A 20,944-nucleotide genomic window follows, 5' to 3' on the forward strand; every position below is an offset into this window, starting at 1 on the left:
CGAGCCGTTTTGGCGGCCGCTCAATCGGTCGGGTCGGAGCTCGGCGTCGAGCGGCCGCGCTGATAGTGCCTGCGTGCCTTCATGCGGTTGCCGCAGCCTGCCATCGAGCACCAGCGCGCGGTGTTGGGCTTGCTGCGGTCGATCAGGAACAGCTGGCACTCGGTGTTCGCGCACGCGCGCAGCCGGCCCGGGCTGGTGATGCGCAGCGCGTCCCACGCCAGCACGGCGCGCACGGCGCCAGCCCCTGCACCGGTCGTCGTGACCCGCCAGTCGACACCTCGTGCGGTGGCGACGGGCTTGAGGGTGACCGCGTCGAGGTAGGTCCGCAGACCGGCAGGGCTGCGCTCTCCGCGTACGACTGCCTGCAAGAGCGACCGCGCGTCGAGGAGCGCCGTCAATTCCGCCCGGTTGGGCGTGATGCCGTGCGCGCGCATCCAGGTTTTCGCGGCCGTCGGATTCTCGAGGTTGTCGCGCGACTGGCCGTCGACAACCGGGGTGGTGTTCAGCAGGTCGAGCAGGAGTACCTCGTCGGCAGCATCCGCCGCAACCACGTCCATATAACCTCCAAATCGCTATTGACAGGTTACATGACGAAGTGTTAGATCGACACTAACCAGTTAACGACGACATAAGGGTTAGACATGACGCCTCAGATTCACCACCGGTTCGCCACCGTCGACGGACAGCGCTTGTTCTACCAGGAGGCCGGTCCCACCGACGCCCCCACGTTGGTGCTCCTGCACGGCTTTCCGACGAGCTCGTTCATGTTTCGCAACCTGATTCCGCAGCTGGCCGATGACTACCACGTGATTGCGCCGGACCATCTCGGCTTCGGCTTCTCCGACGCCCCCGCCACGGCCGACTTCGACTACACCTTCGATGCTCTGGCAGACCTGACCGAGCACCTGCTCGCCCAACTCGGGGTGGACCGGTACGCCATCTACGTCCAGGACTACGGCGCACCCATCGGCTGGCGGCTGGCATCGCGGAACCCGCAAGCGATCACCGCGATCGTGACCCAGAGCGGCAACGGCTACGACGACGGTTTCATCGCCTCCTTCTGGAAGACCGTGTGGGACTACCAGCGCGAACAAACCCCGGACACCGAAGCCGCCATTCGCACCGCCCTGGACATCGACTCGATCAAGTGGCAGTACGTCACTGGTGTCGCCGACGAGACCCTGCTCAGCCCCGACACCTGGACCCACGACGCCGCCCTGGTCAACCGCCCAGGAAACGACGAGGTCCAACTGCGCCTGTTCGTCGACTACGCCACCAACGCACCTGCGTACCCCGCGTTGCACGACTACTTGCGCTCCAGCGGGGTGCCGGTACTTGCGGTGTGGGGCAAGGGCGATCCCATCTTCGGGCCCGACGGTGCCCGTGCCTTCGCGCGAGACGCAGTGGAGGCCGAGGTTCACCTTCTCGACGGCGGTCACTTCCTTCTGGAATCCGCGGGCGGTCAGGTCGCGGACCTGATCCGCGACTTCCTTAAGCGACGCATCTCGGCATGACGTCCACCGTGCTGGTGTTCGACGTCAACGAAACGCTGCTCGACATCACCGCTCTGGAGCCGGTGTTCGCGAAGATCTTCGGTGACCCGCGGGTGCGTCGGGGCGAGCGGAGCGACGGGGGGATGGTTTGGGAGTGGTTCGGACAGGCTGGTGACCTACTCGATGACGCTCACCCTGTCCGACGTCTACACCGACTTCTTCACACTCGGTGAGGCAGTGCTGCGGATGCTTGGCGACATCCACGGGGTGGAGATCACCGATGACGATCTGCACGCGGTGCGAGCCGGATTCGGCACCATGCCGGCCCACGAGGACGTCGCCAGCGGTCTTGGCCAACTCCGCGACAAGGGCTACCGGCTGGTCACGCTGACCAACTCGCCACCGAGCCCAGGGGGCGAGGCACCCCTTCAGCGCGCCGGACTCGACCACTTCTTCGATGTGGCAAAGCAATTGGGGGTGCAGCCGTCGGACTGCATGATGGTGGCTGCACACACCTGGGACACCATCGGTGCGCAGGCGGCCGGGTTCAGCGGGGCCCTGATCCGTCGTTCGGGCAATGCGCCGCTGCCCGCGCCAGGCACACTCCAACCAGCCGTCGTGGCCTCGGATCTGGTCGATCTCGCACGGCAACTCCACGATGCTTTGCCCCATCGCACCCTCGGATAGGACTAGGGTCGGGGGTAACGCGCCGTGGCCAGCGGGAATCGGCCGCGGGCGAGGAGCGTGATCGCCGATGGGTAACTCGAATACCTCGGGCGGCAAGGCCAGTGCCCTGCCGTCCGCATCGTCCGTGCGCGCGGTCCACGAACTATTCGTCGCCGGTGAGGTCGACGCGAGCTATCTGGACTCGTCGCCGCTTCGGCGGGTGGTCGCCGAAAGTTGGGAACGTAGCCTCGCGACGGGAGTCGATCCGAATCTTGGCGGCGTCAAGGGCACTTCCGCGCCGCTGACCCTGGAGCAGCTCCGCGCCACCCATCCGCTCGCCTCGGCCCTGCCCGTCATCCGCCGACTCCTGGTCGAGGACGCCTCCGACGCCGGTGTCGTGGTGGCCGTGACCGCCGTCGACGGCACCCTGCTCTGGGTGGAAGGTGATCGGGCGGCGTGTCAGAAGGCCGAGGCGATGAACTTCGTGCCTGGCGCCGACTGGAGTGAGCGCAGCGCGGGCACCAACGCCCCGGGTACCGCCCTGGCGCTGGACCGCGAACTGCAGATCGTCGGCTCGGAACACTTCACCAGGATCGTGCAGCCGTGGAGTTGTACGGCGGTACCCGTGCACGACCCCGTCACCGGAGCCCTGCTCGGGGCCATCGATCTGACTGGTGGAGCCGAGGTCGCCACCCCGCAGACGCTTGCGTTGGTGCGGGCGACCGCGGTCGCCGTGGAGAACCACCTGGCTCTGCTGCGGCTGACCAACGCCAACACCAACGCCAACGCCAGGCAGCCCGGCATCGCCGCCGTTCGGTTGTCGGTGCTCGGCACCCCGCGGCCCCGCTGGGTGATCACCGACGGCGACGGCCAACTGCGGGCTGGCACGCTGACCGGACGCCACGCCGACATCCTCGTGCTGCTGAGCCGCCATCCCGAGGGACTGAGCGCCGATCACCTGGCGATGCTGCTCGACGACCACGACCTCGACGCGGTGACCATCCGCGTCGAGATGTCCCGACTGCGCCGGGTGATCGGCGCCGAGTACCTGGCGTCGCGGCCGTACCGACTGCTGGCCCCGATCGACAGCGACGTGGACGAAGTGTTCGACGCGTTGCAGCGTGGCGACGTCGACTCGGCGATGAGCCGATACACGGGCGCACTGCTACCGCAGTCGGTGTCACCGGCGATCGCCCGGCTGCGCACCGAGCTGACCACCGGCCTGCGCGCCGCGGTGCTCTCGACCGGAAGCCTCGCGCTGCTGCGGCGTTGGCTCGAACTGCCCGAGGGTCGCGACGATCGCGACGGCTGGAAGGCGCTGCACGATCACGCTTCGGCCGACGCCGTCGCCCGCGCCCATGCCCACGGCCACCTGGCCGGACTAGACGCCGAATTCTCCTGAAGTCGGCCGATTGCAACCGCGCTGCAACCCCCTCCCGCCTAGTTTTAGTGACGACGGACACACCTTCGCCGTCTGAAGGCAGGAGAGAACGCCATGACTGTTTACGCACGACCGGGCGCCGAGGGATCTTTGATGTCCTTCCAACCGCGCTACGACAACTTCATCGGTGGCGAGTGGGTGCCGCCGGTCGGTGGGGAGTACTTCGAGAACCCGACCCCAGTGACGGGCCAGCCGTTCTGCGAGGTGGCCCGTTCGACCGCAGCCGACATCGACAAGGCCCTCGACGCCGCACACGCTGCCGCGCCGGCATGGGGTAAGACGTCACCGGCCGAACGCGCGGTGATCCTCAACAAGATCGCCGACCGCATCGAGGAGAACCTCGAGTCCATCGCGCTCGCCGAGTCGTGGGACAACGGCAAGCCGATCCGCGAAACGCTGAACGCCGACATCCCGTTGGCGGTCGACCACTTCCGCTACTTCGCAGGCGCCATCCGGGCGCAGGAGGGGTCGCTCAGCCAGATCGACGACGACACCGTCGCCTACCACTTCCACGAGCCGTTGGGCGTTGTGGGACAGATCATCCCGTGGAACTTCCCGATCCTGATGGCCACCTGGAAACTGGCCCCGGCACTGGCCGCGGGCAACTGTGTGGTGCTCAAGCCGGCCGAGCAGACCCCGGCATCGATCCTGTACCTGTTCTCCGTGATCGGCGACCTGCTGCCCGCAGGCGTGGTGAACGTCGTCAACGGGTTCGGCGTCGAGGCGGGCAAGCCGTTGGCGTCGAGCAACCGGATCGCCAAGATCGCCTTCACCGGCGAGACCACCACGGGTCGGCTGATCATGCAGTACGCGTCGCAGAACCTGATTCCGGTGACGCTGGAGTTGGGCGGCAAGAGCCCCAACATCTTCTTCTCCGACGTGCTCGCCGCAGTTGACGACTATCAGGACAAGGCGCTGGAGGGCTTCACGATGTTCGCCCTCAACCAGGGCGAGGTCTGCACGTGTCCGTCTCGGTCGCTGATCCAGGCCGACATCTACGACGAGTTCCTCGAGCTGGCCGCCATCCGCACCAAGGCCGTCCGGCAGGGCGACCCGCTGAACACCGAGACGATGATCGGCGCCCAGGCGTCCAACGATCAGCTCGAGAAGATCCTTTCCTACATCGAAATCGGCAAATCCGAAGGCGCCCAGCTGGTTACGGGTGGCGAACGGGCAGAACTCGGTGGCGATCTCAACGGCGGCTACTACGTCGCGCCGACGATCTTCACCGGCCACAACAAGATGCGGGTCTTCCAGGAGGAGATCTTTGGACCGGTGGTGGCGGTGACGTCCTTCAAGGACTACGACGACGCCATGTCGATCGCCAACGACACCCTCTACGGGCTGGGCGCGGGCGTGTGGAGCCGCGACGGCAATACCGCCTACCGGGCAGGCCGCGACATCAAGGCTGGTCGGGTGTGGACCAACTGCTACCACGCCTACCCCGCGCACGCCGCGTTCGGCGGATACAAGCAGTCCGGCATCGGCCGAGAGAACCACAAGATGATGCTCGACCACTACCAGCAGACCAAGAACCTGCTGGTGTCCTACAGCAACAAGGCGCAGGGCTTCTTCTGAGCTAGGACTTCTGAACCACCAAATCCATTTGCCCTGAATTACTTTCAAGATTGGAACAACTTATAATGACGCAGACCATCGACATACCCGCACGCCCAGATGTCGCTACCGAAACCATGCGTGCCGCGGTGGTCTCCGAATTCGGCGCCCCCTTGCGGATCTCCGACGTCGATCTGCCCGCCCCCGGTTACGGGGAGGCGCTGGTGAAGCTGGAGACCTCTGGCGTCTGCCACACCGATCTCCATGCCGCCCATGGCGACTGGCCGGTGAAGCCTCAGCCGCCGTTCATCCCGGGTCACGAGGGCTACGGCACAGTCGTGGCACTCGGCGAAGGGGTGAACGATCTCAAGGTCGGCGACAAGGTCGGCAACGCTTGGCTGTGGTCGGCTTGCGGCAGCTGCGAATACTGCCGCACCGGCTGGGAGACGTTGTGCGAGAGCCAGCAGAACGCCGGCTACAGCGTCAACGGCAGCTTCGGCACCTACATGCTCGTCAACTCCGCGTACGCCGCACGGATCCCGGACGGCGTCGACCCCCTGGAGATAGCGCCCATCCTGTGCGCGGGCGTCACCGTCTACAAGGGCCTCAAGGTGACTGACACCCGGCCCGGCCAGTGGGTGGCCATCTCAGGCATCGGCGGGCTCGGGCACATCGCCGTGCAGTACGCGCGGGCGATGGGTCTGCGGGTGGTCGCCGTCGACATCGACGACTCCAAGCTCGCGCTCGCGACCCAACTCGGCGCCGAAGTGGTCGTCAACGCATCCACTAGCGACGTCGTCGCCGAGGTGCAGAAGGCCACCGGCGGCGTGCACGGTGTGCTGGTCACCGCGGTGCATCCGCAGGCGTTCGGGCAGGCCATCGGCCTCACCCGACGTGGCGGCACCATCGTCTTCAACGGGCTGCCTCCCGGCGACTTCCCTGCGCCGATCTTCGACATCGTGCTCAAGGGTCTGACGATCCGAGGCTCGATCGTCGGCACCCGCCAGGACATGGTCGAGGCGCTGGACTTCTATGCCCGCGGACTGATCCACCCGACCGTGACGAGCGCGGGCCTCGACGACGTCAACGACGTGTTCGCCAAGATGGAGCGGGGACAGATCGACGGCCGGATCGTCATCGACTATCGAACCAACTGACCGGGCGACGCTCGTCGCGGTAGGGCGCCGAAGCCATGGGTCAATCGGTGAAGGTGATCCGAACCGAGATCGGTGAGCTCTGAAGCGCGCGGAAGGTCGCGGAGCTCAGTGCCGTCATGACGGGTCCTTCGCCGAACGTCCGTCCGCGGGCCGCGACGTCGTCGTCGGGAACGAATGCGGCAGTGCCGATTCGCCATCGCCTGCCGTGACGGAGGCGCACGGTCGGGTTGGCGGTGATGTTCTGCCCCCACCCCGACCGGGTGCCGTGCTGGCAGATCAGCCAGGCGCCGGTGTCGTCGAAGCGGGCCGTCACGGGGACGGTGCGTAGCGCGCCGGTCTTGCGCCCGACGGTTTCGAGCTCGGTGGCAAGGGTGGTGCGGATCCCGAGCTTGCTCAGGGTCCGCACTGCCGGGTTGGCGAAGTATCTGCCGACGACGCGCTCGAACCGGAACTTCCGCAACGCCTTCTGCTCTGCGCTGGTCTTCATGGACCCTCCCCTATACCGTTCGGTCTACTCGGGTAGTGACGCTAGTAGACCGAACGGTGTATTTCAAGGGTTGGGTCCTACGCGTCGACTGAGGCAGGCCCCGGCAACTCGACGCCTCCTGACCGCGTCGCGAACTGGGATCTCGTTCATGACCAGCGCGGAATCCGGTGTTCGGTCCCATCAGGCATTCGTGAGGCGTAACTTCCAGCTAATACGCAGTATTAGGGGAAAACATGAACAAGTACGTAAAACTGTCATGGATGGCAATTGTGGCAATCCTTGGCGGCCTGGCGCTGGCACCCACCGCGACCGCCGATACGACTCTGACGCTCTTCGAGCACGACACCGTGCAACACCAGGCCGACCTCGGCAAGCCTGGACCGGGCCCGGGTGACCAATTCATCTTCGCCGGCGATGTGTTCGACCGTCCCGGTGGCATGTTCCTGGGAACGACCGGCGGCAGTTGCACCACGCTCACCGGCAACGACAAGGCCGGCCAGACGACGTGCAACGGCACGTTCAACCTCGGCGGCGGCCAGATCGTCATCCAGGGCGTGGTCGACACCGCCGCCCTGTTCGTGCGCGGTGACACGGTTCCGCTCTCCATCGTTGGTGGCAACGGCATCTACCAGAACGCCCGCGGCACCGGAACCGTGCAGGTGCCCCCAGATGTGCTGAACCAGGCCGACGCGAACTTCGTCCTCAACCTGACCGGCTAGTCCCCAACGAAGGCGTTTTGACCTGCGAGGACACCCCCGGTAAGCTGCCTCGTTGGCGTGTGGCACGCCAGGGACCTCGGGTCAACGTCGGTCGCCGAGATCCGTCCCAGCCACACAACGCCAGACCGGCACCCGGGTCACACCGGGACAAACCCGAGAGATGAAGAGGTAAGCGCTGTGCCCACGTACACGCCGAAGGCAGGTGACACCACGCATTCGTGGTACGTCATCGACGCCACGGACGTCGTGCTCGGCCGGCTCGCCGTCGAAGCAGCCAAGCTGCTGCGCGGCAAGCACAAGCCGACGTTCACGCCCAATGTCGATGGTGGCGATTTCGTCATCGTCATCAACGCCGAGAAGATCGCCGTCAGCGGCGACAAGCTCAAGAACAAGATGGCTTACCGCCACTCGGGTTTCCCCGGTGGCCTCCGGGCGCGCTCGCTCGGTGACGAGCTGGAGAAGCACGCGGACCGTGTCGTCGAGACTGCGATCGTCGGCATGCTGCCGCACAACAAGCTGAGCCGGCAGGTCCAGAAGAAGCTGAAGGTCTATGTCGGACCGGATCATCCGCATTCCGCGCAGCAGCCCGTTCCGTACGAGATCAAGCAGGTGGCGCAATGACCGAACCCAACGACACGACCGAACCCAACGACGCGACCGAACCGACCGACGTGACCAATGGGGCGAGCGTAGCGACGGGGGAGACCGAGGTCGTCGAGACCGAAGCCCCCGAGGCCCCCGAGGTGGAAGCCGTCGAGACCCCGGCCGTCGAGACCCCGGCCGTGGAGACCGCGGCCGTCGAGACCGCAGCCCCCGAGACCGAGGCCGTCGTGGAGTCCGCTCCTCGCGAGCCCATCGTGATCGAGCGGCCCATCCAGACCGTCGGCCGCCGCAAGGAGGCCGTGGTGCGGGTGCGCCTGACTCCCGGCACCGGCAAGTTCACCCTGGACGGCCGCTCGCTCGAGCAGTACTTCCCGAACAAGGTGCACCAGCAGCTGATCAAGGCTCCGCTGGTGCTCGTCGACCGGCTCGATACGGTCGACATCTTCGCCCACCTCGATGGTGGTGGCCCGTCCGGCCAGGCAGGCGCGCTGCGTCTGGCCATCGCCCGTGCGCTGATCATCGTGCAGCCCGAGGATCGGCCGCCGCTGAAGAAGGCCGGCTTCCTCACGCGTGACCCGCGTGCCATCGAGCGCAAGAAGTACGGTCTGAAGAAGGCCCGTAAGGCTCCTCAGTACTCGAAGCGCTGATCTGCACATCGCTGTCTGGCCACGAGCGTGCGCGTCTTGTTTAAGACGCGCACGCTTGTGCTGGTTTTAGGAGGGGCATGGGTCGGCTGTTCGGCACCGACGGGGTACGTGGCGTCGCCAATCGCGACCTGACCGCCGAGTTGGCCCTGGCCCTCGGCTCTGCCGCCGCCCGGCTGGGCACGTCCCGCGGTTCCCGCAGGCTGGCCGTCGTCGGCCGCGATCCACGGGCCAGCGGCGAGATGCTTGAAGCCGCCGTCATCGCGGGGTTGACCAGTGAGGGCGTCGACGCGATGAGGGTCGGCGTGCTGCCGACACCCGCGGTCGCCCATCTGACCGCCGCCTATGACGCCGAGTTCGGCGTCATGATCTCGGCTTCGCACAACCCGATGCCCGACAACGGCATCAAGATCTTCGGCCCCGGCGGCCACAAACTCGACGACGCCACCGAGGACCGCATCGAGGACCTCGTCGGCAGTGGGTCCGGCGCCCGTCCTATCGGCGCAGGCATCGGCCGGGTGGTCGACGCAGGCGATGCCCTCGACCGCTATCTGCGTCACATCGGCAAGGCCGTCACCACCCCTGCCGACGGCTTGACCGTCGTCGTCGATTGCGCACACGGTGCTGCGTCGACGGCTGCGCCGCAGGCCTACCGGGCCGCTGGCGCGAACGTCATCACCATCAACGCAGAACCCAACGGGCTCAACATCAACGACGGGTGCGGCTCGACGCACATGGGCCCGCTGCAGCGGGCGGTGCTGAGCCACGGAGCCGACCTCGGGCTTGCCCACGACGGCGACGCCGACCGCTGCCTTGCCGTCGACGCCGCAGGCAGGCTGATCGACGGCGACGCCATCATGGTGGTGCTCGCGCTGGCCATGCGCGATGCCGGTGAGCTCGCGTCGAACACCCTGGTGACGACGGTGATGAGCAACCTCGGCCTGCACCTGGCCATGCGCAACGCCGGGATCGAGGTCCGCACCACCGCCGTCGGTGACCGCTACGTCCTCGAGGAACTGCGCGCGGGCGACTACTCGCTCGGCGGTGAGCAATCCGGCCACGTCGTAATGCCCGCGATGGGCACCACCGGCGACGGCATCGCCACGGGGCTGCGGCTGATGTCGCGGATGGCGCAGACCCGGCTGTCGCTGGCTGAACTGGCCGCGCCAATGCAGACCCTTCCGCAAGTGCTGATCAACGTCGCGGTGGCCGACAAGGCGACCGTCGCAGACGCGCCGTCGGTGCGGACCGCGGTGGCCAAGGCCGAGGCCGAACTCGGCGACACCGGCCGAATCCTGTTGCGGCCGTCGGGAACCGAGCAGGTGGTCCGCGTCATGGTGGAAGCCGCCGACGAGGACACCGCGCGGATACTCGCGGCCCGGGTGGCGGAGTCGGTCAGCGAACAACGCTGACGGCGGAACCGAACGGGCCTGCGCCGCGTCCTAACCCGACATGGGAGAAAGTGACGCCGCACGCGTCGACGTCGCGGCGCTGCTCGACGTGGCACGCGGGTACGACGCCCTTGCCGACACCGTCGACGCCGCCGTCCGAGTCCACCTGACCCGGCTGTCCTTCGATGGTGCCGTCGCAGGGCGGGCATACACCGCGCGCGGTGATGCGCTGCGGAACTCGGTCGAGCACGTTGGCGACGGGATGCGGCTCTGGGCAAGGGCGAGCGTCGAGATTGCCTCCGCGCTCAGGGCTTCCGCGGATCGATACGTCGAGGCCGACGCGCGTGGCGCCCGGCGGGTGGGGTAGCGGTGCCCGAGGGATTCGACGTGGCAGCCCGGCTGGCCGCGGGAGAGCCGGCCGTCGAGCGCATCGGGACCTACGTGTGGGCGTGCAGGCAACTCGGCTATCAGGATCCGGATCTGACGGTGCACCCCGCGCAGGTACGCGATTGGTACGTCCACGACGATGGCCTCGATCTAGGGGCACTGGACGCCGACTGCGATGCGCTGGCGGCAGCGGCTGCCGCGGCCGACGATGCGGTGCGCCGCCACGGGGAGCTGGCCGCCAAGTTGGCCGGCGCCTGGTCGGGCGGTGGTGCGGGGGCGGCGAGCGAATTCCTTTGGCGGCATGGACAATCGGCCGCGGGCGTGCGAGACGGTCTTCGCCGCGCCGCCGACGCGATGACAACGTTGCGTGACGAGCTGTGGCGCTCCGTCGACGAGAAGGTCGGGGCCGTGCTGGACATCGACGGCCGTAGGCTGCCGCAACGCGCCGAGTGGCTGGCCGCGGCCCAGACCGTGACAGCGGGTGCAGGTGACCGCGTGGCCGCCAGCGAGCTCGTCGACCAGCAGATCAAGCCGTTCGTGGACAACGACGTCCGCTCGGATTGGTTGGCGGCGATGCGCCGGGCGACTGCGTCGGCCACGGCGGCCTACGACGCGGCGAGCGCGCGCCTTGACTCCGGCGCAGTATCGACCTTCGACGTGCCTGGTGAGCTCGGGCCGAGGTGGGACGGGCCGGACGGCTCGCCCGCGTCCGTTGCGGCGGTGCCTGCCGCGACGGTGCCTGCCGCCGCGGTGATCTCGTCGCCCCCGCCCGCCTTCGATCCGCCGGCCGCAGCGCCAGCGGCGGCACCCGCGCAGGCACCGCTCGCCGATCCACTGCCCGCCGCGGCCGCACCAGCCGCACCAGCCGCAGCACCCGCGTCATCGATGCCGTCGCTCGGTGAGATGGCCGGCGGCATGCCCTCGCTCGGGACCGGAGCATCCGGCTTCGGGCAGCAACTCGCCGACCTGATCGGCGGACTGATCGGATCGTCGGGGGACGCGCCAGCCGACCCTCAGGGGCTCGACCCGCCCAAAGAGACCGACGGGCAGGGCGATAACGCCGACCAGGAGGCCAAGACCGAACCTGCGGACGCCGCGGACGAATCCGCACCCGACGAAGAGGCGGATGCGCCGGACGCGGCCGCACCCGACGAGACCGAGACCGAAGCCAAGCCGACGCCGGAGCCCGCCGCGACGCCCGTTCCACCACCGCCGGATCCCGCTCCACCGGTCCCGCCCGCCGTCCAGGAGGCGCTACCCACGGAGCAGACGCCGTGCGAGATCGCCGCGGACGAGCTGCCGCAAGTAGGGGAGTGAGTCAGATCGTCTCGTCGCGGCACGCCAACGCCGCCGCGACGAACTCGTCGCGAGCCGGGTTCGTGGTCGCCGCATCCCAGATCAGCGTGACCTGGCCCGGCGCGATGTCTGCGATCGGAACCACCCGCACGTCGGGGCGGCGGTAGAACGCGGTGGTGGACCGGGGCAGGATGACGAATCCCTCCTGCGCGGCAACGCGTTCCAGCTTCTCCTCCACGGTCGAAGCCATCTTGCGGGTCGCCGCACTGCGCTGCTCGGCGGTGGCAACCGCGTACCACTCCGGCACGGTCTGCGGATCCTGCAACAGCCTGCGCGTGCCGAGGTCGGCGAGTCGCACGGACTCCTGCGACGCGAGCGGATCGTCGCTGGGCAACAGCGCAACTCGCGGTTCCTCGAGAAGCGCCACGGTGCCAAGACCGTGCCGGTCGATCGGCTCGCGGGCGTACACCACGTCGGCCTCCCCGCGCCGGATCATGTCGATCTGATCGGCCCAGCCCACCTGCATCACCCGAGCACGACACGACGGTTCTGCGGCTTCGAACTTCCGCACCGCCGCCGTCGCCAAGAGGCCCGGCATGACCCCGACGACCACCGTCACCGTCGGCTTGGCGGCCCGAGCCAGCCTCTCCTGCAGGGCATTCGACTCACGCAACATGAATCGGGCGTCCTCAAGAAGCTGGGTGCCTGCGGCCGTCAACTCGGTGCCGCGGGAATCGCGGACGAACAACTGGACGCCCAACTCGTCCTCGAACGAGCGGATCTGACGAGACAGCACCGGCTGGGCGATGTGCAGCCGCCGCGCTGCCCGTCCGAAGTTCAGCTCCTCGGCCACCGCGACGAAGTACCTCAGCTTGCGCATGTCCAGATCCGGTACGTTCATGCCTCCAGCCATACCTTGAGGGTATCGCGAATTGACGAAAAGAGTCTTGGACGAAGTCCGACGCGGAGCGGACCGTGGAGGCATGAGTCTGAAGAACAGTCGAGTCCTCATCATCGGCGGCACCTCCGGCATCGGCCTTGGCGTCGCGACTGCCGTCGCCGAACGTGGCGCCATCCCGATCGTGGCGTCGCGTCGCCAGTCCAGCGTGGACCGCGCAGTCGCGCAGCTGCCAGAAGGGGCCAGCGGCGCCACCGTCGACCTCACCGACGAGGCGTCGCTCGATCAACTCGCGCGCACCGTCGGCGCCATCGACCACCTGGTGTTCACCGCGGGGGAGTCACTCGAACTGGCGAGCCTTGCCGACTTGACGCCCGCGCGCATCACCGGGTTCTTCCAGACCCGCTTCGTCGGAGCACTCAGCGCGGTGCGGACATTCGCACCACGCATCGCCGAGTTCGGATCGATCACGCTCACCAGCGGCGCCGCCGCATGGCAGCCGGGATTCGGCGCCCTGCCGGTGAGCGTCTGTGGCGCGATGAACGCGTTGACCACCGCACTGGCCGTCGAGTTGGCACCAATACGGGTCAACGCGATCGCGCCTGGCGTGGTGCGCACCCCGCTGTGGGATGCGATGGCCGACGCCGACCGTCACACGATGTACGGCCAAGCGGCGCAACAGCTTCCGCTCGGCCGCATCGGTGAGGTCGACGACGTGGCACTGGCCTACGTGTACTGCATGGAGCAGGCCTTCGGCACCGGCATCGTCCTGAAGGTCGACGGCGGTACGGTTCTGGTCTAGCGGCTGCGAGATCCGCGCGAGCCGCCCGTGCGACTCGAGGTCGTGGTGTAGGAACGCAGCTCTCCGCCTCGCGAGCGGTTGCCGCCACGTGATCCGTTGCCACCGCGTGATCCGTTGCCCGAGCGGGGGTTCGGTGCAGAGGACCGACCGCCGCCGCCACCGCCGTGGTTGCGCTGCCGCGAGGACGACGGCTGCGAATCCGGGACGTCGAGGACCAACGGTTCGCCGAAGGTGCGTTCGCCGGGCGCGATCTCCTGCAGCACGGGGTGCGAGGCGCCGCTGAACCGGGTGATCGTCGGCTTGACGCCTGCCTTGCGGGTCAGGGTACGGACGTCGGACACCTGCGAGTCGATCATGAGCGTCACGACGGTGCCCTCGTTGCCTGCGCGGGCCGTGCGGCCCGAGCGGTGCAGGTATGCCTTGTGTTCGACCGGCGGGTCGGCGTGAATGACCAGGCTGACGTCGTCGACGTGAATGCCACGTGCGGCGATGTCCGTGGCGACCAGCACCGCGGCCGAACCGTCGGAGAAGGCCGCGAGGTTGCGGGTACGTGCGTTCTGAGACAGGTTGCCGTGCAACTCAACCGCGGGTACGCCGCGTGAATTGAGCTTGCGGGCAAGGCCCTTCGCGCCGTGCTTGGTGCGGGAGAACATGATGGTGCGTCCCGGTGCTGCCGCGAGGTCGGTGAGGACGTCGATGCGGGCCGCGTTGTCGACGTGCAACACGTGGTGAACCATCGCGGATACCGGCGACTGCTCGGAATCGACGCTGTGCACCACCGGATTGTGCAGGTAGCGCTTGATCAGCACGTCGACCCCGCCGTCCAGCGTGGCGGAGAACAGCATCCGCTGTCCGTCCTTGGGCGTCTTGTCCATCAGTCGCTTGACCGGGGGCAGGAAGCCGAGATCGGCCATGTGGTCGGCCTCGTCGAGCACGGTGATCTCCACCGCGGACAGGTCGGCATGGCGGGACTGCATGTGGTCCTCGAGCCGGCCGGGACAGGCGATGACGACGTCGACGCCCTCGCGCAGCTTGGCGATCTGCGGGCCAGGTCCGACACCACCGAAGATGGTGACCGAGCGCAGGTTCATCGCCTTGGCCAACGGCGCGAGCGCGGCGTCGATCTGTGCGACGAGTTCGCGTGTGGGGGCCAGGATCAGGGCGCGGGGACGACCGGACTGGCGGGGGGTCGAGCTGTTGGCCAGTCGGGCGACCACGGGCAGCAGGAAGGCGTAGGTCTTTCCGGAGCCGGTGCGGCCACGGCCGAGTACGTCACGGCCTGCCAATGAATCCGGCAGTGTCGCAGCCTGAATGGGGAAGGCGGTCTCGATGCCGTTGGCGGCCATGGCGGCAACGACGGCAGCGGGGAGACCGAAGTCCGAGAAGCTGGGCGCGGTTTCGCCTACAGACGGGGAAACCGGCTCGGAAATGGGCATGGAAACAGACAAGGGTAAAACTCCGAAAGTTGAAAGGTCGTCCTGCCCGGCGCGGGTGATCCCGCGGCGCTCGGTATGACGAGAAAGAAGCGGCAAGAGGCAGAACAGACGATGCCGCTGAAGATCAGAGTACCGGACGAACCCGTTCAGCCCCGAATTACGAGACGAGCGTCACCAATTCCTCGACGTAGCGATTCTGTTCGGCCGTGTCGACGGCGTAGGGATGCACCAGCAGCGTCGTGACGCCGGCCTCGGCGAATGCGGCGAGCCGTTCCTTGACGAACCCGGCGGGGCCAACCAGCGAGGTGTGGCGGACCAGGTCGTCGGGTACTGCCGCGATCGCCTCGGCCTTCTTGCCTGCGAGGTACAGATCCTGGATGTGGTTGGCGACGTCGCCGAAGCCGTAACTGGTGGCCAGGGTGTGGTAGAAGTTCTTGCCACGAGCGCCCATCCCGCCGATGTACAGCGCCAGTTGGGGTTTCGCCCACGCCAATCGATCCTCGAGGTTCTCCCCGATGGCAAGGCCCGCCGAGACCATGACGTCCAGCGGGCCCAGCGCTGGGTCACGCTTGGCGAAGCCGGTGCGCAGCGCGTCGCCCCACACCGAATCGGCCTTCTCTGGGTAGAAGAACACCGGCTGCCAACCCTCGGCGATCTCGGCGGTCAGCTCGACGTTCTTGGGGCCAAGTGCTGCGATGTGGATCGGAATGCGTTCCCGCACCGGATGATTGATCAGGTGCAAGGGCTTGCCCAGACCCGTTCCGCGCCCTTCGGCCAGTGGCAGCTGGTAGTGCTTCCCGTCGTAGGAGACGTTTTCACGGCGCCAGACCTGACGGCAGATGTCGACGACCTCGCGGGTGCGGCCCATAGGGGCGTCGAACGGGACGCCGTGGAAGCCCTCGATCACCTGCGGACCGGACGTCCCGATGCCGAGCCGGAACCGCCCGTCGGAGACGTAGTCGACGCCGGCCGCCGACATGGCGAGCAACGTCGGGGTGCGCGTATAGATCGGCACGACGCCGGAGCCGAGCTCGATGGTGGATGTCTTGGCCGCCAGGTAACCGAGCTGGCTGATCGCGTCGAACGAGTACGCCTCAGGGACGAGCGCGATGTCGACGCCGCGCTTCTCGAACTCGACGACCTGTTCGGCCGCCTCACGGAAGCCGTCGGTGTAGTTGAGAAAGATTCCGGTGCGCATCGTTGGTTTATACACCCCAACCGGTTGGTTGGTTCGAGCCGGTCGGGCTCCGTAGCTAGGGGAACGAGCCCTGCGCACAGCAACCTGCGCAAAACAACGCAAAGCAATCTCTCTATGCGGTGACTCGACCACCGCTCACGGGGGGTTCCCAATCGGCGGGTGTTCGGAAATCATCGAGAGTTCACTTGATGCGTGTCAGTGCCGCCATTTATGCATGTCACTGACACTTATGTAAATTTTGATTTGTTTGCCATACATGTCGTCGCAACTTTATTCTTCGGATTCGCTCGCCCACTTGTCGTAAGAGGCACTGTGGATGTGCCAGCGGAGTGCGCGAATTTGCTGTGGGCTCATCGCCGTTCGCCGTTTCGGATTGCAATGCAGCACGTCGTGCATCCATAATGAGTTGCCTGAGTATGTTCGTTGTCGTGGAATGGCCGTGCGTCGCAAGAGTCTTTCCACGAGTTAGCTCTTGATTGGGGATCGATGGCATTGTCCGCGCTCGAGAAGAAGTCGGCGCTGATCACCGGCATTACAGGCCAGGATGGCTTTTACCTGGCAGAGTTGTTGCTGTCGAAAGGCTATCGGGTCTTCGGTCTGCTGCGCGGCCAGAACAACCCCAAGGCGGCGGCCCTTGCTCGCGACTTGCCCGAGCTCCAGCTCGTCTCGGGCGATCTGCTCGACGCCTCCAGCATGATCCGGGCGATGACGATTGCTGAGCCAGATGAGGTCTACAACCTCGGAGCCGTGTCGTTCGTACCGCACTCGTTCACGAACCCCCGACTGGTCGCCGACGTCAACGGCGGCGGTGTGCTCAACAGCCTCGAGGCGATCCGGTTCTATCAGGATCTGTCCGGCAGACAGGTCCGCTTCTACCAGGCGTCGACCTCCGAGATGTTCGGCAAGGTTCAGGACGTCGTCCAGTCGGAGAGGACCCTGTTGTGGCCACGGTCGCCGTACGGCGTCGCCAAGGCGTACGGCCATCACCTGACGATCAATTACCGCGAGTCCTATGGCCTGCACGCGAGTTCGGGCATCCTGTTCAATCACGAATCACCGCGGCGTGGTTTGGAATTCGTCACTCGCAAGGTCGCGCACGGGGTGGCCAGGATCTCGCTGGGCTTGCAGGACACCATCGCGCTTGGCAACTTGGACACCCAACGCGACTGGGGCTTCGCAGGCGACTACGTCGAGGCGATGTACATGATGCTCCAACAGGACCAGGGCGACGACTACGTGATCGCCACTGGCGAAACGCATTCCATCACGGACCTGCTCGACGCCGCGTTCAGTGTGGTCGGCATCTCGGACTGGTCACGACTCGTCGGGCTCGATCCGCGATACGCCCGACCCGCCGAGGTCGACGTCTTGATCGGTGACGCCAGCAAGGCCAATTCAGTGCTCGGCTGGAAACCGAAGGTGTCATTCCTCGAACTCGTCGAGATGATGGTGCAGCACGACATCGAGCGACAGAAGGCATCCGCCACTTAGGAACCCAGGCTCCTCGCCCTTGAGTAGGGCCCTAGCCCTTCAGTAGCGCGACGACCTTGTCCTCGACTGTCACGGGCTCCGCGTCCGGGTCCAACGGTGCCGTCTTCGGTAGCACGGCCTCGGGATCGCCGAACTCCTTGTAGTTCTTGTCACCGGCGAGCGTGTACAGCAGGTAGCCGGTCAACAAGGCGCGCACCACCTTTTGGGTGCTGCGGTCCGCGCCGGGTAGCCCGACCACACGGGTCAGCCGGAAGCCCTCGACGAGCCCGCCGGGCTTGGCCTTGGCGACGGTGCGCACCGTCGCGGCGCCCCACGCCGCCGCCAGTTCGCCTGCGTTCGACCGGATGTTGGTCGGATCGCCACTCGCGGTGAGGATCAATCCCGGCACGCGCAGCCCCGCGGCAGGTTTCTCTGCCTGCGGGTGCGTCACCGAGGGGAAGAGCGCCACGGCTGCCTTCAGCCTGGCTGGCATGCCCGCCGCGGTGAAAACGGCCGCAGAGCCGCCGAAACCGTGGCCGACGACGCCCAGCTTGGTCGGGTGCACGCTGATCTTGCCGGTGCCGAGGCGCACCCCGGCGACGATGTCGAGCGTGGTACCCAGGTCGAACGCAAGGTTCAGCACCGACGGTGCGATGCCCGTCTCGGTGTTGGGCGCCGCAGCGACGATGCCCCACGAGGCCAGGTGTTCCAGGGTGCCGTGATAGCGGTCCGCGCCCGCCAGCCAGTCGTGGCCGAACGCCACACCGGGCAGGTTCATCCCCGACTCGGGTGTGTAGACGACGCCGGGAACGCCGGCAAAGGCCAGGTCACCCCGCAGAACGCGATGCGGGCCGCGCCGCGTCAACGCTGCGAAGAGCTTCTTCGTCTTGGCCACCGGTTGAACTTATCCCACGCGTCGCCGGGTTAGGTTCCGTGGATGCTGAAGTTGGGTCCGCCAGCCGTGATCTTCCTCTTCCTACTCGGCGGCGCGACCGTCTCGCTGGCCGAACTGCGGCTGCACCTGCCCCACCCGCGAACGGACGTGACGCCACGGCAGGGCTTGGCGGGCGTGGCCGCCGTGATCGCACCTACGTCGTCACCGCCTTGATCCACGCCGCGCCCGGGGTGCCCGCGACCGCCCTGATCTGCACGCTCGCGGTGATCACCTGGTGTGCGCTCGGTGACGGCCCCGCCGTGATCTGCGGGGTACTGGCCGCAGTCGTCGGTCCCGTGGTGGAGATCGTGCTGGTCGACGTCGGAGTGTTCCGTTACAGCGAGACGTGCGACCAGCTGTTCGGTGTCGGGCCCTGGCTGGTGCCGCTGTACTTCGCGTTCGGCGTCGTCGCGGCCCTGCTCGGCGAGCTTGCTGCCCGGCCACGCGGGGCCCGCAGGACGGTTCGGGGCGCACGCCTGCACTATCCTTGACCCTCGTGTGCGGAATCGTCGGCTACGTCGGGCAGCGTCCTGCCAGGGGAATCGTGGTGGACGCACTACGCCGGATGGAATACCGCGGATACGACTCGTCGGGCGTTGCGCTGCTCGACGGCGCAGGCGGGCTGACCGTCCGCCGCCGCGCCGGACGCCTTGCCAACCTGGAAACCGCGCTCGACGAGACCGATGCCGGTGTGCTCGCAGGCAGCACGGGCATGGGCCACACCCGCTGGGCCACCCACGGCCGCCCGACGGACCGCAACGCGCACCCGCACCTCGACGCCACGGGCAAGATCGCCGTCGTCCACAACGGGATCATCGAGAACTTCGCGGCCCTGCGTGCCGAGGTCGAGGCCTCCGGCGTCGAGTTCGCCAGCGACACCGATACCGAGGTCGCCGTCCACCTCGTCTCCGAGCAGTACCGCAACGGCGACACCGCCGGTGACTTTGCGGCCTCGGTGCTGGCCGTGCTGCGACGCCTCGAGGGCCACTTCACGCTGGTGTTCGCCAACGCCGACGAACCCGGCATGATCGTCGCAGCGCGGCGGTCCACGCCGCTGGTGATCGGCGTCGGCGACGGCGAGATGTTCATCGGCTCCGACGTCGCCGCGTTCATCGAGCACACGCGCAACGCCGTCGAACTCGGGCAGGACCAGGCCGTGGTGATCACCGCCGACGGATACCGGATCAGCGACTTCGACGGCACCGATACGACCGCGAGCGCCCGCAACTTTCACATCGACTGGGATCTGTCCGCCGCCGAAAAGGGCGGCTACGAGTACTTCATGCTCAAGGAGATCGCCGAGCAACCCGCGGCGGTCGCCGACACCCTGCTCGGCCACTTCATCGACGGCCGGATCGTGCTCGACGAGCAGCGCCTCTCCGATCAGGAGCTGCGCGAGATCGACAAGGTCTTCGTGGTCGCCTGCGGCACTGCCTACCACTCCGGCCTGCTCGCCAAGTACGCGATCGAGCATTGGACCCGGCTGCCCGTCGAAGTCGAGCTCGCGAGTGAATTCCGGTACCGAGACCCGGTTTTGGACCGCAGCACCCTCGTCGTCGCGATATCGCAGTCCGGTGAGACCGCCGACACGCTGGAAGCGGTCCGGCACGCCAAGGAGCAGAAGGCCAAGGTGCTGGCGATCTGCAACACCAATGGCAGCCAGATCCCGCGTGAGTGCGACGCGGTGCTCTACACTCGCGCCGGACCCGAGATCGGCGTTGCGTCCACCAAGACCTTCCTCGCGCAGGTCGCCGCCAACTACCTCGTCGGCCTCGCGTTGGCCCAGGCACGCGGCACCAAGTATCCCGACGAGGTCGAACGCGAGTACCACGAACTCGAGTCGATGCCCGAACTCGTCAGCCGGGTGCTGACCTGCATGGAGCCGGTCGCGGAGCTGGCCCGCCGGTACGCGAAGTCGTCGACGGTGTTGTTCCTCGGCCGCCACGTGGGCTACCCCGTCGCGCTCGAGGGGGCGCTCAAGCTCAAGGAACTGGCGTACATGCACGCCGAGGGCTTCGCCGCGGGCGAGCTCAAGCACGGGCCGATCGCGCTGATCGACGACGGGCTGCCCGTCATCGTCGTGATGCCGTCGCCGAAGAATGCGGCGATGCTGCATTCGAAGCTGATGAGCAACATCCGCGAGATCCAGGCCCGCGGCGCGATCACCATCGTGATCGCCGAGGAGGGCGACGACGCGGTGCGGCCGTACGCCGATCACCTGATCGAAATCCCCGCGGTGTCAACGCTCTTCCAGCCGCTGCTGTCGACGATCCCGCTGCAGGTGTTCGCCGCCGAGGTGGCCCGCGCCCGCGGCTACGACGTGGACAAGCCGCGCAACCTGGCCAAGTCCGTCACCGTCGAGTAG

21 protein-coding genes and 1 pseudogene are annotated in these 20,944 nt (G+C 67.1%); 16 read left to right on the plus strand and 6 right to left on the minus strand.

Features of this window, described 5'->3' with window-relative positions:
* Nucleotides 1-20: 20 nt before the first annotated feature.
* Nucleotides 21-557, minus strand: a complete 537-nt coding sequence (locus HNP02_RS21900; protein ID WP_184442420.1) for a CGNR zinc finger domain-containing protein — start codon at nt 555-557, stop codon at nt 21-23.
* Between the two features lie 84 nt (nt 558-641).
* Between HNP02_RS21900 and HNP02_RS21905 the strand changes: the two genes are divergently transcribed.
* From HNP02_RS21905 to adhP, 5 genes and pseudogenes are all read left to right on the plus strand, one after another.
* On the plus strand, nt 642-1,514 hold the full coding sequence (locus HNP02_RS21905; RefSeq protein ID WP_184442422.1) for an alpha/beta fold hydrolase: 873 nt from the start codon (nt 642-644) through the stop codon (nt 1,512-1,514).
* Nucleotides 1,511-2,180: pseudogene (locus tag HNP02_RS21910) on the plus strand (HAD family hydrolase). The gene HNP02_RS21905 and the pseudogene HNP02_RS21910 overlap by 4 nt, the downstream one beginning before the upstream one ends.
* Nucleotides 2,181-2,247: 67 nt before the next feature.
* Nucleotides 2,248-3,561 (plus strand): GAF domain-containing protein, encoded by a 1,314-nt coding sequence (locus HNP02_RS21915; RefSeq protein WP_184442431.1) that lies wholly within the window; start codon nt 2,248-2,250, stop codon nt 3,559-3,561.
* Nucleotides 3,562-3,654: 93 nt separating this feature from the next.
* Nucleotides 3,655-5,178 carry an aldehyde dehydrogenase gene (gene adh, locus HNP02_RS21920; RefSeq protein WP_184442434.1) on the plus strand — a complete coding sequence of 508 codons (1,524 nt, stop codon included), beginning with the start codon at nt 3,655-3,657 and terminating at the stop codon, nt 5,176-5,178.
* A gap of 65 nt (nt 5,179-5,243) precedes the next feature.
* The gene (gene adhP, locus HNP02_RS21925; protein ID WP_255506772.1) at nt 5,244-6,314 is read left to right on the plus strand and encodes an alcohol dehydrogenase AdhP; all 1,071 of its coding nucleotides are present in this window, start codon (nt 5,244-5,246) and stop codon (nt 6,312-6,314) included.
* Between the two features lie 40 nt (nt 6,315-6,354).
* Here the strand turns inward: adhP and HNP02_RS21930 are convergent, their stop codons facing one another.
* Nucleotides 6,355-6,801 (minus strand): nitroreductase family deazaflavin-dependent oxidoreductase, encoded by a 447-nt coding sequence (locus HNP02_RS21930; RefSeq protein WP_184442442.1) that lies wholly within the window; start codon nt 6,799-6,801, stop codon nt 6,355-6,357.
* A gap of 260 nt (nt 6,802-7,061) precedes the next feature.
* Between HNP02_RS21930 and HNP02_RS21935 the strand changes: the two genes are divergently transcribed.
* The 6 genes from HNP02_RS21935 (at nt 7,062) to HNP02_RS21960 (ending at nt 11,862) form a co-directional block, all read left to right on the plus strand.
* On the plus strand, nt 7,062-7,520 hold the full coding sequence (locus HNP02_RS21935) for a hypothetical protein (protein ID WP_255506773.1): 459 nt from the start codon (nt 7,062-7,064) through the stop codon (nt 7,518-7,520).
* 177 nt (nt 7,521-7,697) lie between these two features.
* Nucleotides 7,698-8,141, plus strand: coding sequence for a 50S ribosomal protein L13 (rplM, locus tag HNP02_RS21940; RefSeq protein WP_184442452.1), 444 nt, complete (start codon nt 7,698-7,700; stop codon nt 8,139-8,141).
* A 161-nt stretch (nt 8,142-8,302) separates the two neighbouring features.
* The gene (rpsI, locus tag HNP02_RS21945) at nt 8,303-8,770 is read left to right on the plus strand and encodes a 30S ribosomal protein S9 (protein ID WP_184442598.1); all 468 of its coding nucleotides are present in this window, start codon (nt 8,303-8,305) and stop codon (nt 8,768-8,770) included.
* Nucleotides 8,771-8,847: 77 nt separating this feature from the next.
* Nucleotides 8,848-10,179, plus strand: a complete 1,332-nt coding sequence (gene glmM / locus HNP02_RS21950) for a phosphoglucosamine mutase (RefSeq protein ID WP_184442454.1) — start codon at nt 8,848-8,850, stop codon at nt 10,177-10,179.
* A gap of 40 nt (nt 10,180-10,219) precedes the next feature.
* Nucleotides 10,220-10,525, plus strand: coding sequence for a type VII secretion target (locus tag HNP02_RS21955; RefSeq protein ID WP_184442462.1), 306 nt, complete (start codon nt 10,220-10,222; stop codon nt 10,523-10,525).
* A gap of 2 nt (nt 10,526-10,527) precedes the next feature.
* Nucleotides 10,528-11,862, plus strand: a complete 1,335-nt coding sequence (locus HNP02_RS21960) for a hypothetical protein (RefSeq protein WP_184442465.1) — start codon at nt 10,528-10,530, stop codon at nt 11,860-11,862.
* Nucleotide 11,863: 1 nt separating this feature from the next.
* Here the strand turns inward: HNP02_RS21960 and HNP02_RS21965 are convergent, their stop codons facing one another.
* Nucleotides 11,864-12,754, minus strand: coding sequence for a LysR family transcriptional regulator (locus tag HNP02_RS21965; RefSeq protein WP_304611007.1), 891 nt, complete (start codon nt 12,752-12,754; stop codon nt 11,864-11,866).
* 70 nt (nt 12,755-12,824) lie between these two features.
* On the opposite strand from HNP02_RS21965, the gene HNP02_RS21970 reads away from it, so the two are divergent.
* Nucleotides 12,825-13,541, plus strand: coding sequence for an SDR family oxidoreductase (locus HNP02_RS21970; protein WP_184442467.1), 717 nt, complete (start codon nt 12,825-12,827; stop codon nt 13,539-13,541).
* Here the strand turns inward: HNP02_RS21970 and HNP02_RS21975 are convergent.
* The gene (locus HNP02_RS21975; RefSeq protein WP_184442469.1) at nt 13,538-14,977 is read right to left on the minus strand and encodes a DEAD/DEAH box helicase; all 1,440 of its coding nucleotides are present in this window, start codon (nt 14,975-14,977) and stop codon (nt 13,538-13,540) included. The genes HNP02_RS21970 and HNP02_RS21975 overlap by 4 nt on opposite strands.
* A gap of 157 nt (nt 14,978-15,134) precedes the next feature.
* A complete protein-coding gene (locus HNP02_RS21980; protein ID WP_184442471.1) occupies nt 15,135-16,175 on the minus strand; it encodes an LLM class F420-dependent oxidoreductase in 1,041 nt (346 codons plus the stop codon).
* Between the two features lie 486 nt (nt 16,176-16,661).
* Between HNP02_RS21980 and HNP02_RS21985 the strand changes: the two genes are divergently transcribed.
* Nucleotides 16,662-17,666 (plus strand): GDP-mannose 4,6-dehydratase, encoded by a 1,005-nt coding sequence (locus HNP02_RS21985; RefSeq protein ID WP_184442473.1) that lies wholly within the window; start codon nt 16,662-16,664, stop codon nt 17,664-17,666.
* 31 nt (nt 17,667-17,697) lie between these two features.
* Here HNP02_RS21985 and HNP02_RS21990 read toward each other — a convergent pair whose 3' ends face one another.
* Entirely contained in the window at nt 17,698-18,540 is an 843-nt protein-coding gene (locus tag HNP02_RS21990) for a dienelactone hydrolase family protein (RefSeq protein ID WP_184442475.1), read from the minus strand.
* A 42-nt stretch (nt 18,541-18,582) separates the two neighbouring features.
* Here HNP02_RS21990 and HNP02_RS43790 point away from each other — a divergent pair, with 42 nt between their 5' ends.
* From HNP02_RS43790 to glmS, 3 genes are read left to right on the plus strand one after another with little or no spacing between them, the layout of a single operon-like run.
* Nucleotides 18,583-18,753, plus strand: coding sequence for a hypothetical protein (locus HNP02_RS43790; RefSeq protein ID WP_184442477.1), 171 nt, complete (start codon nt 18,583-18,585; stop codon nt 18,751-18,753).
* Entirely contained in the window at nt 18,750-19,070 is a 321-nt protein-coding gene (locus HNP02_RS22000) for a DUF2878 family protein (RefSeq protein ID WP_184442479.1), read from the plus strand. Before HNP02_RS43790 ends, HNP02_RS22000 begins: the two co-directional genes overlap by 4 nt.
* 5 nt (nt 19,071-19,075) lie before the next feature.
* Nucleotides 19,076-20,944 carry a glutamine--fructose-6-phosphate transaminase (isomerizing) gene (gene glmS / locus HNP02_RS22005; protein ID WP_184442481.1) on the plus strand — a complete coding sequence of 623 codons (1,869 nt, stop codon included), beginning with the start codon at nt 19,076-19,078 and terminating at the stop codon, nt 20,942-20,944.

It is taken from the genome of Mycobacterium sp. AZCC_0083 (assembly GCF_014202335.1).
In the GTDB taxonomy this organism is placed as follows: Bacteria; Actinomycetota; Actinomycetes; order Mycobacteriales; family Mycobacteriaceae; genus Mycobacterium.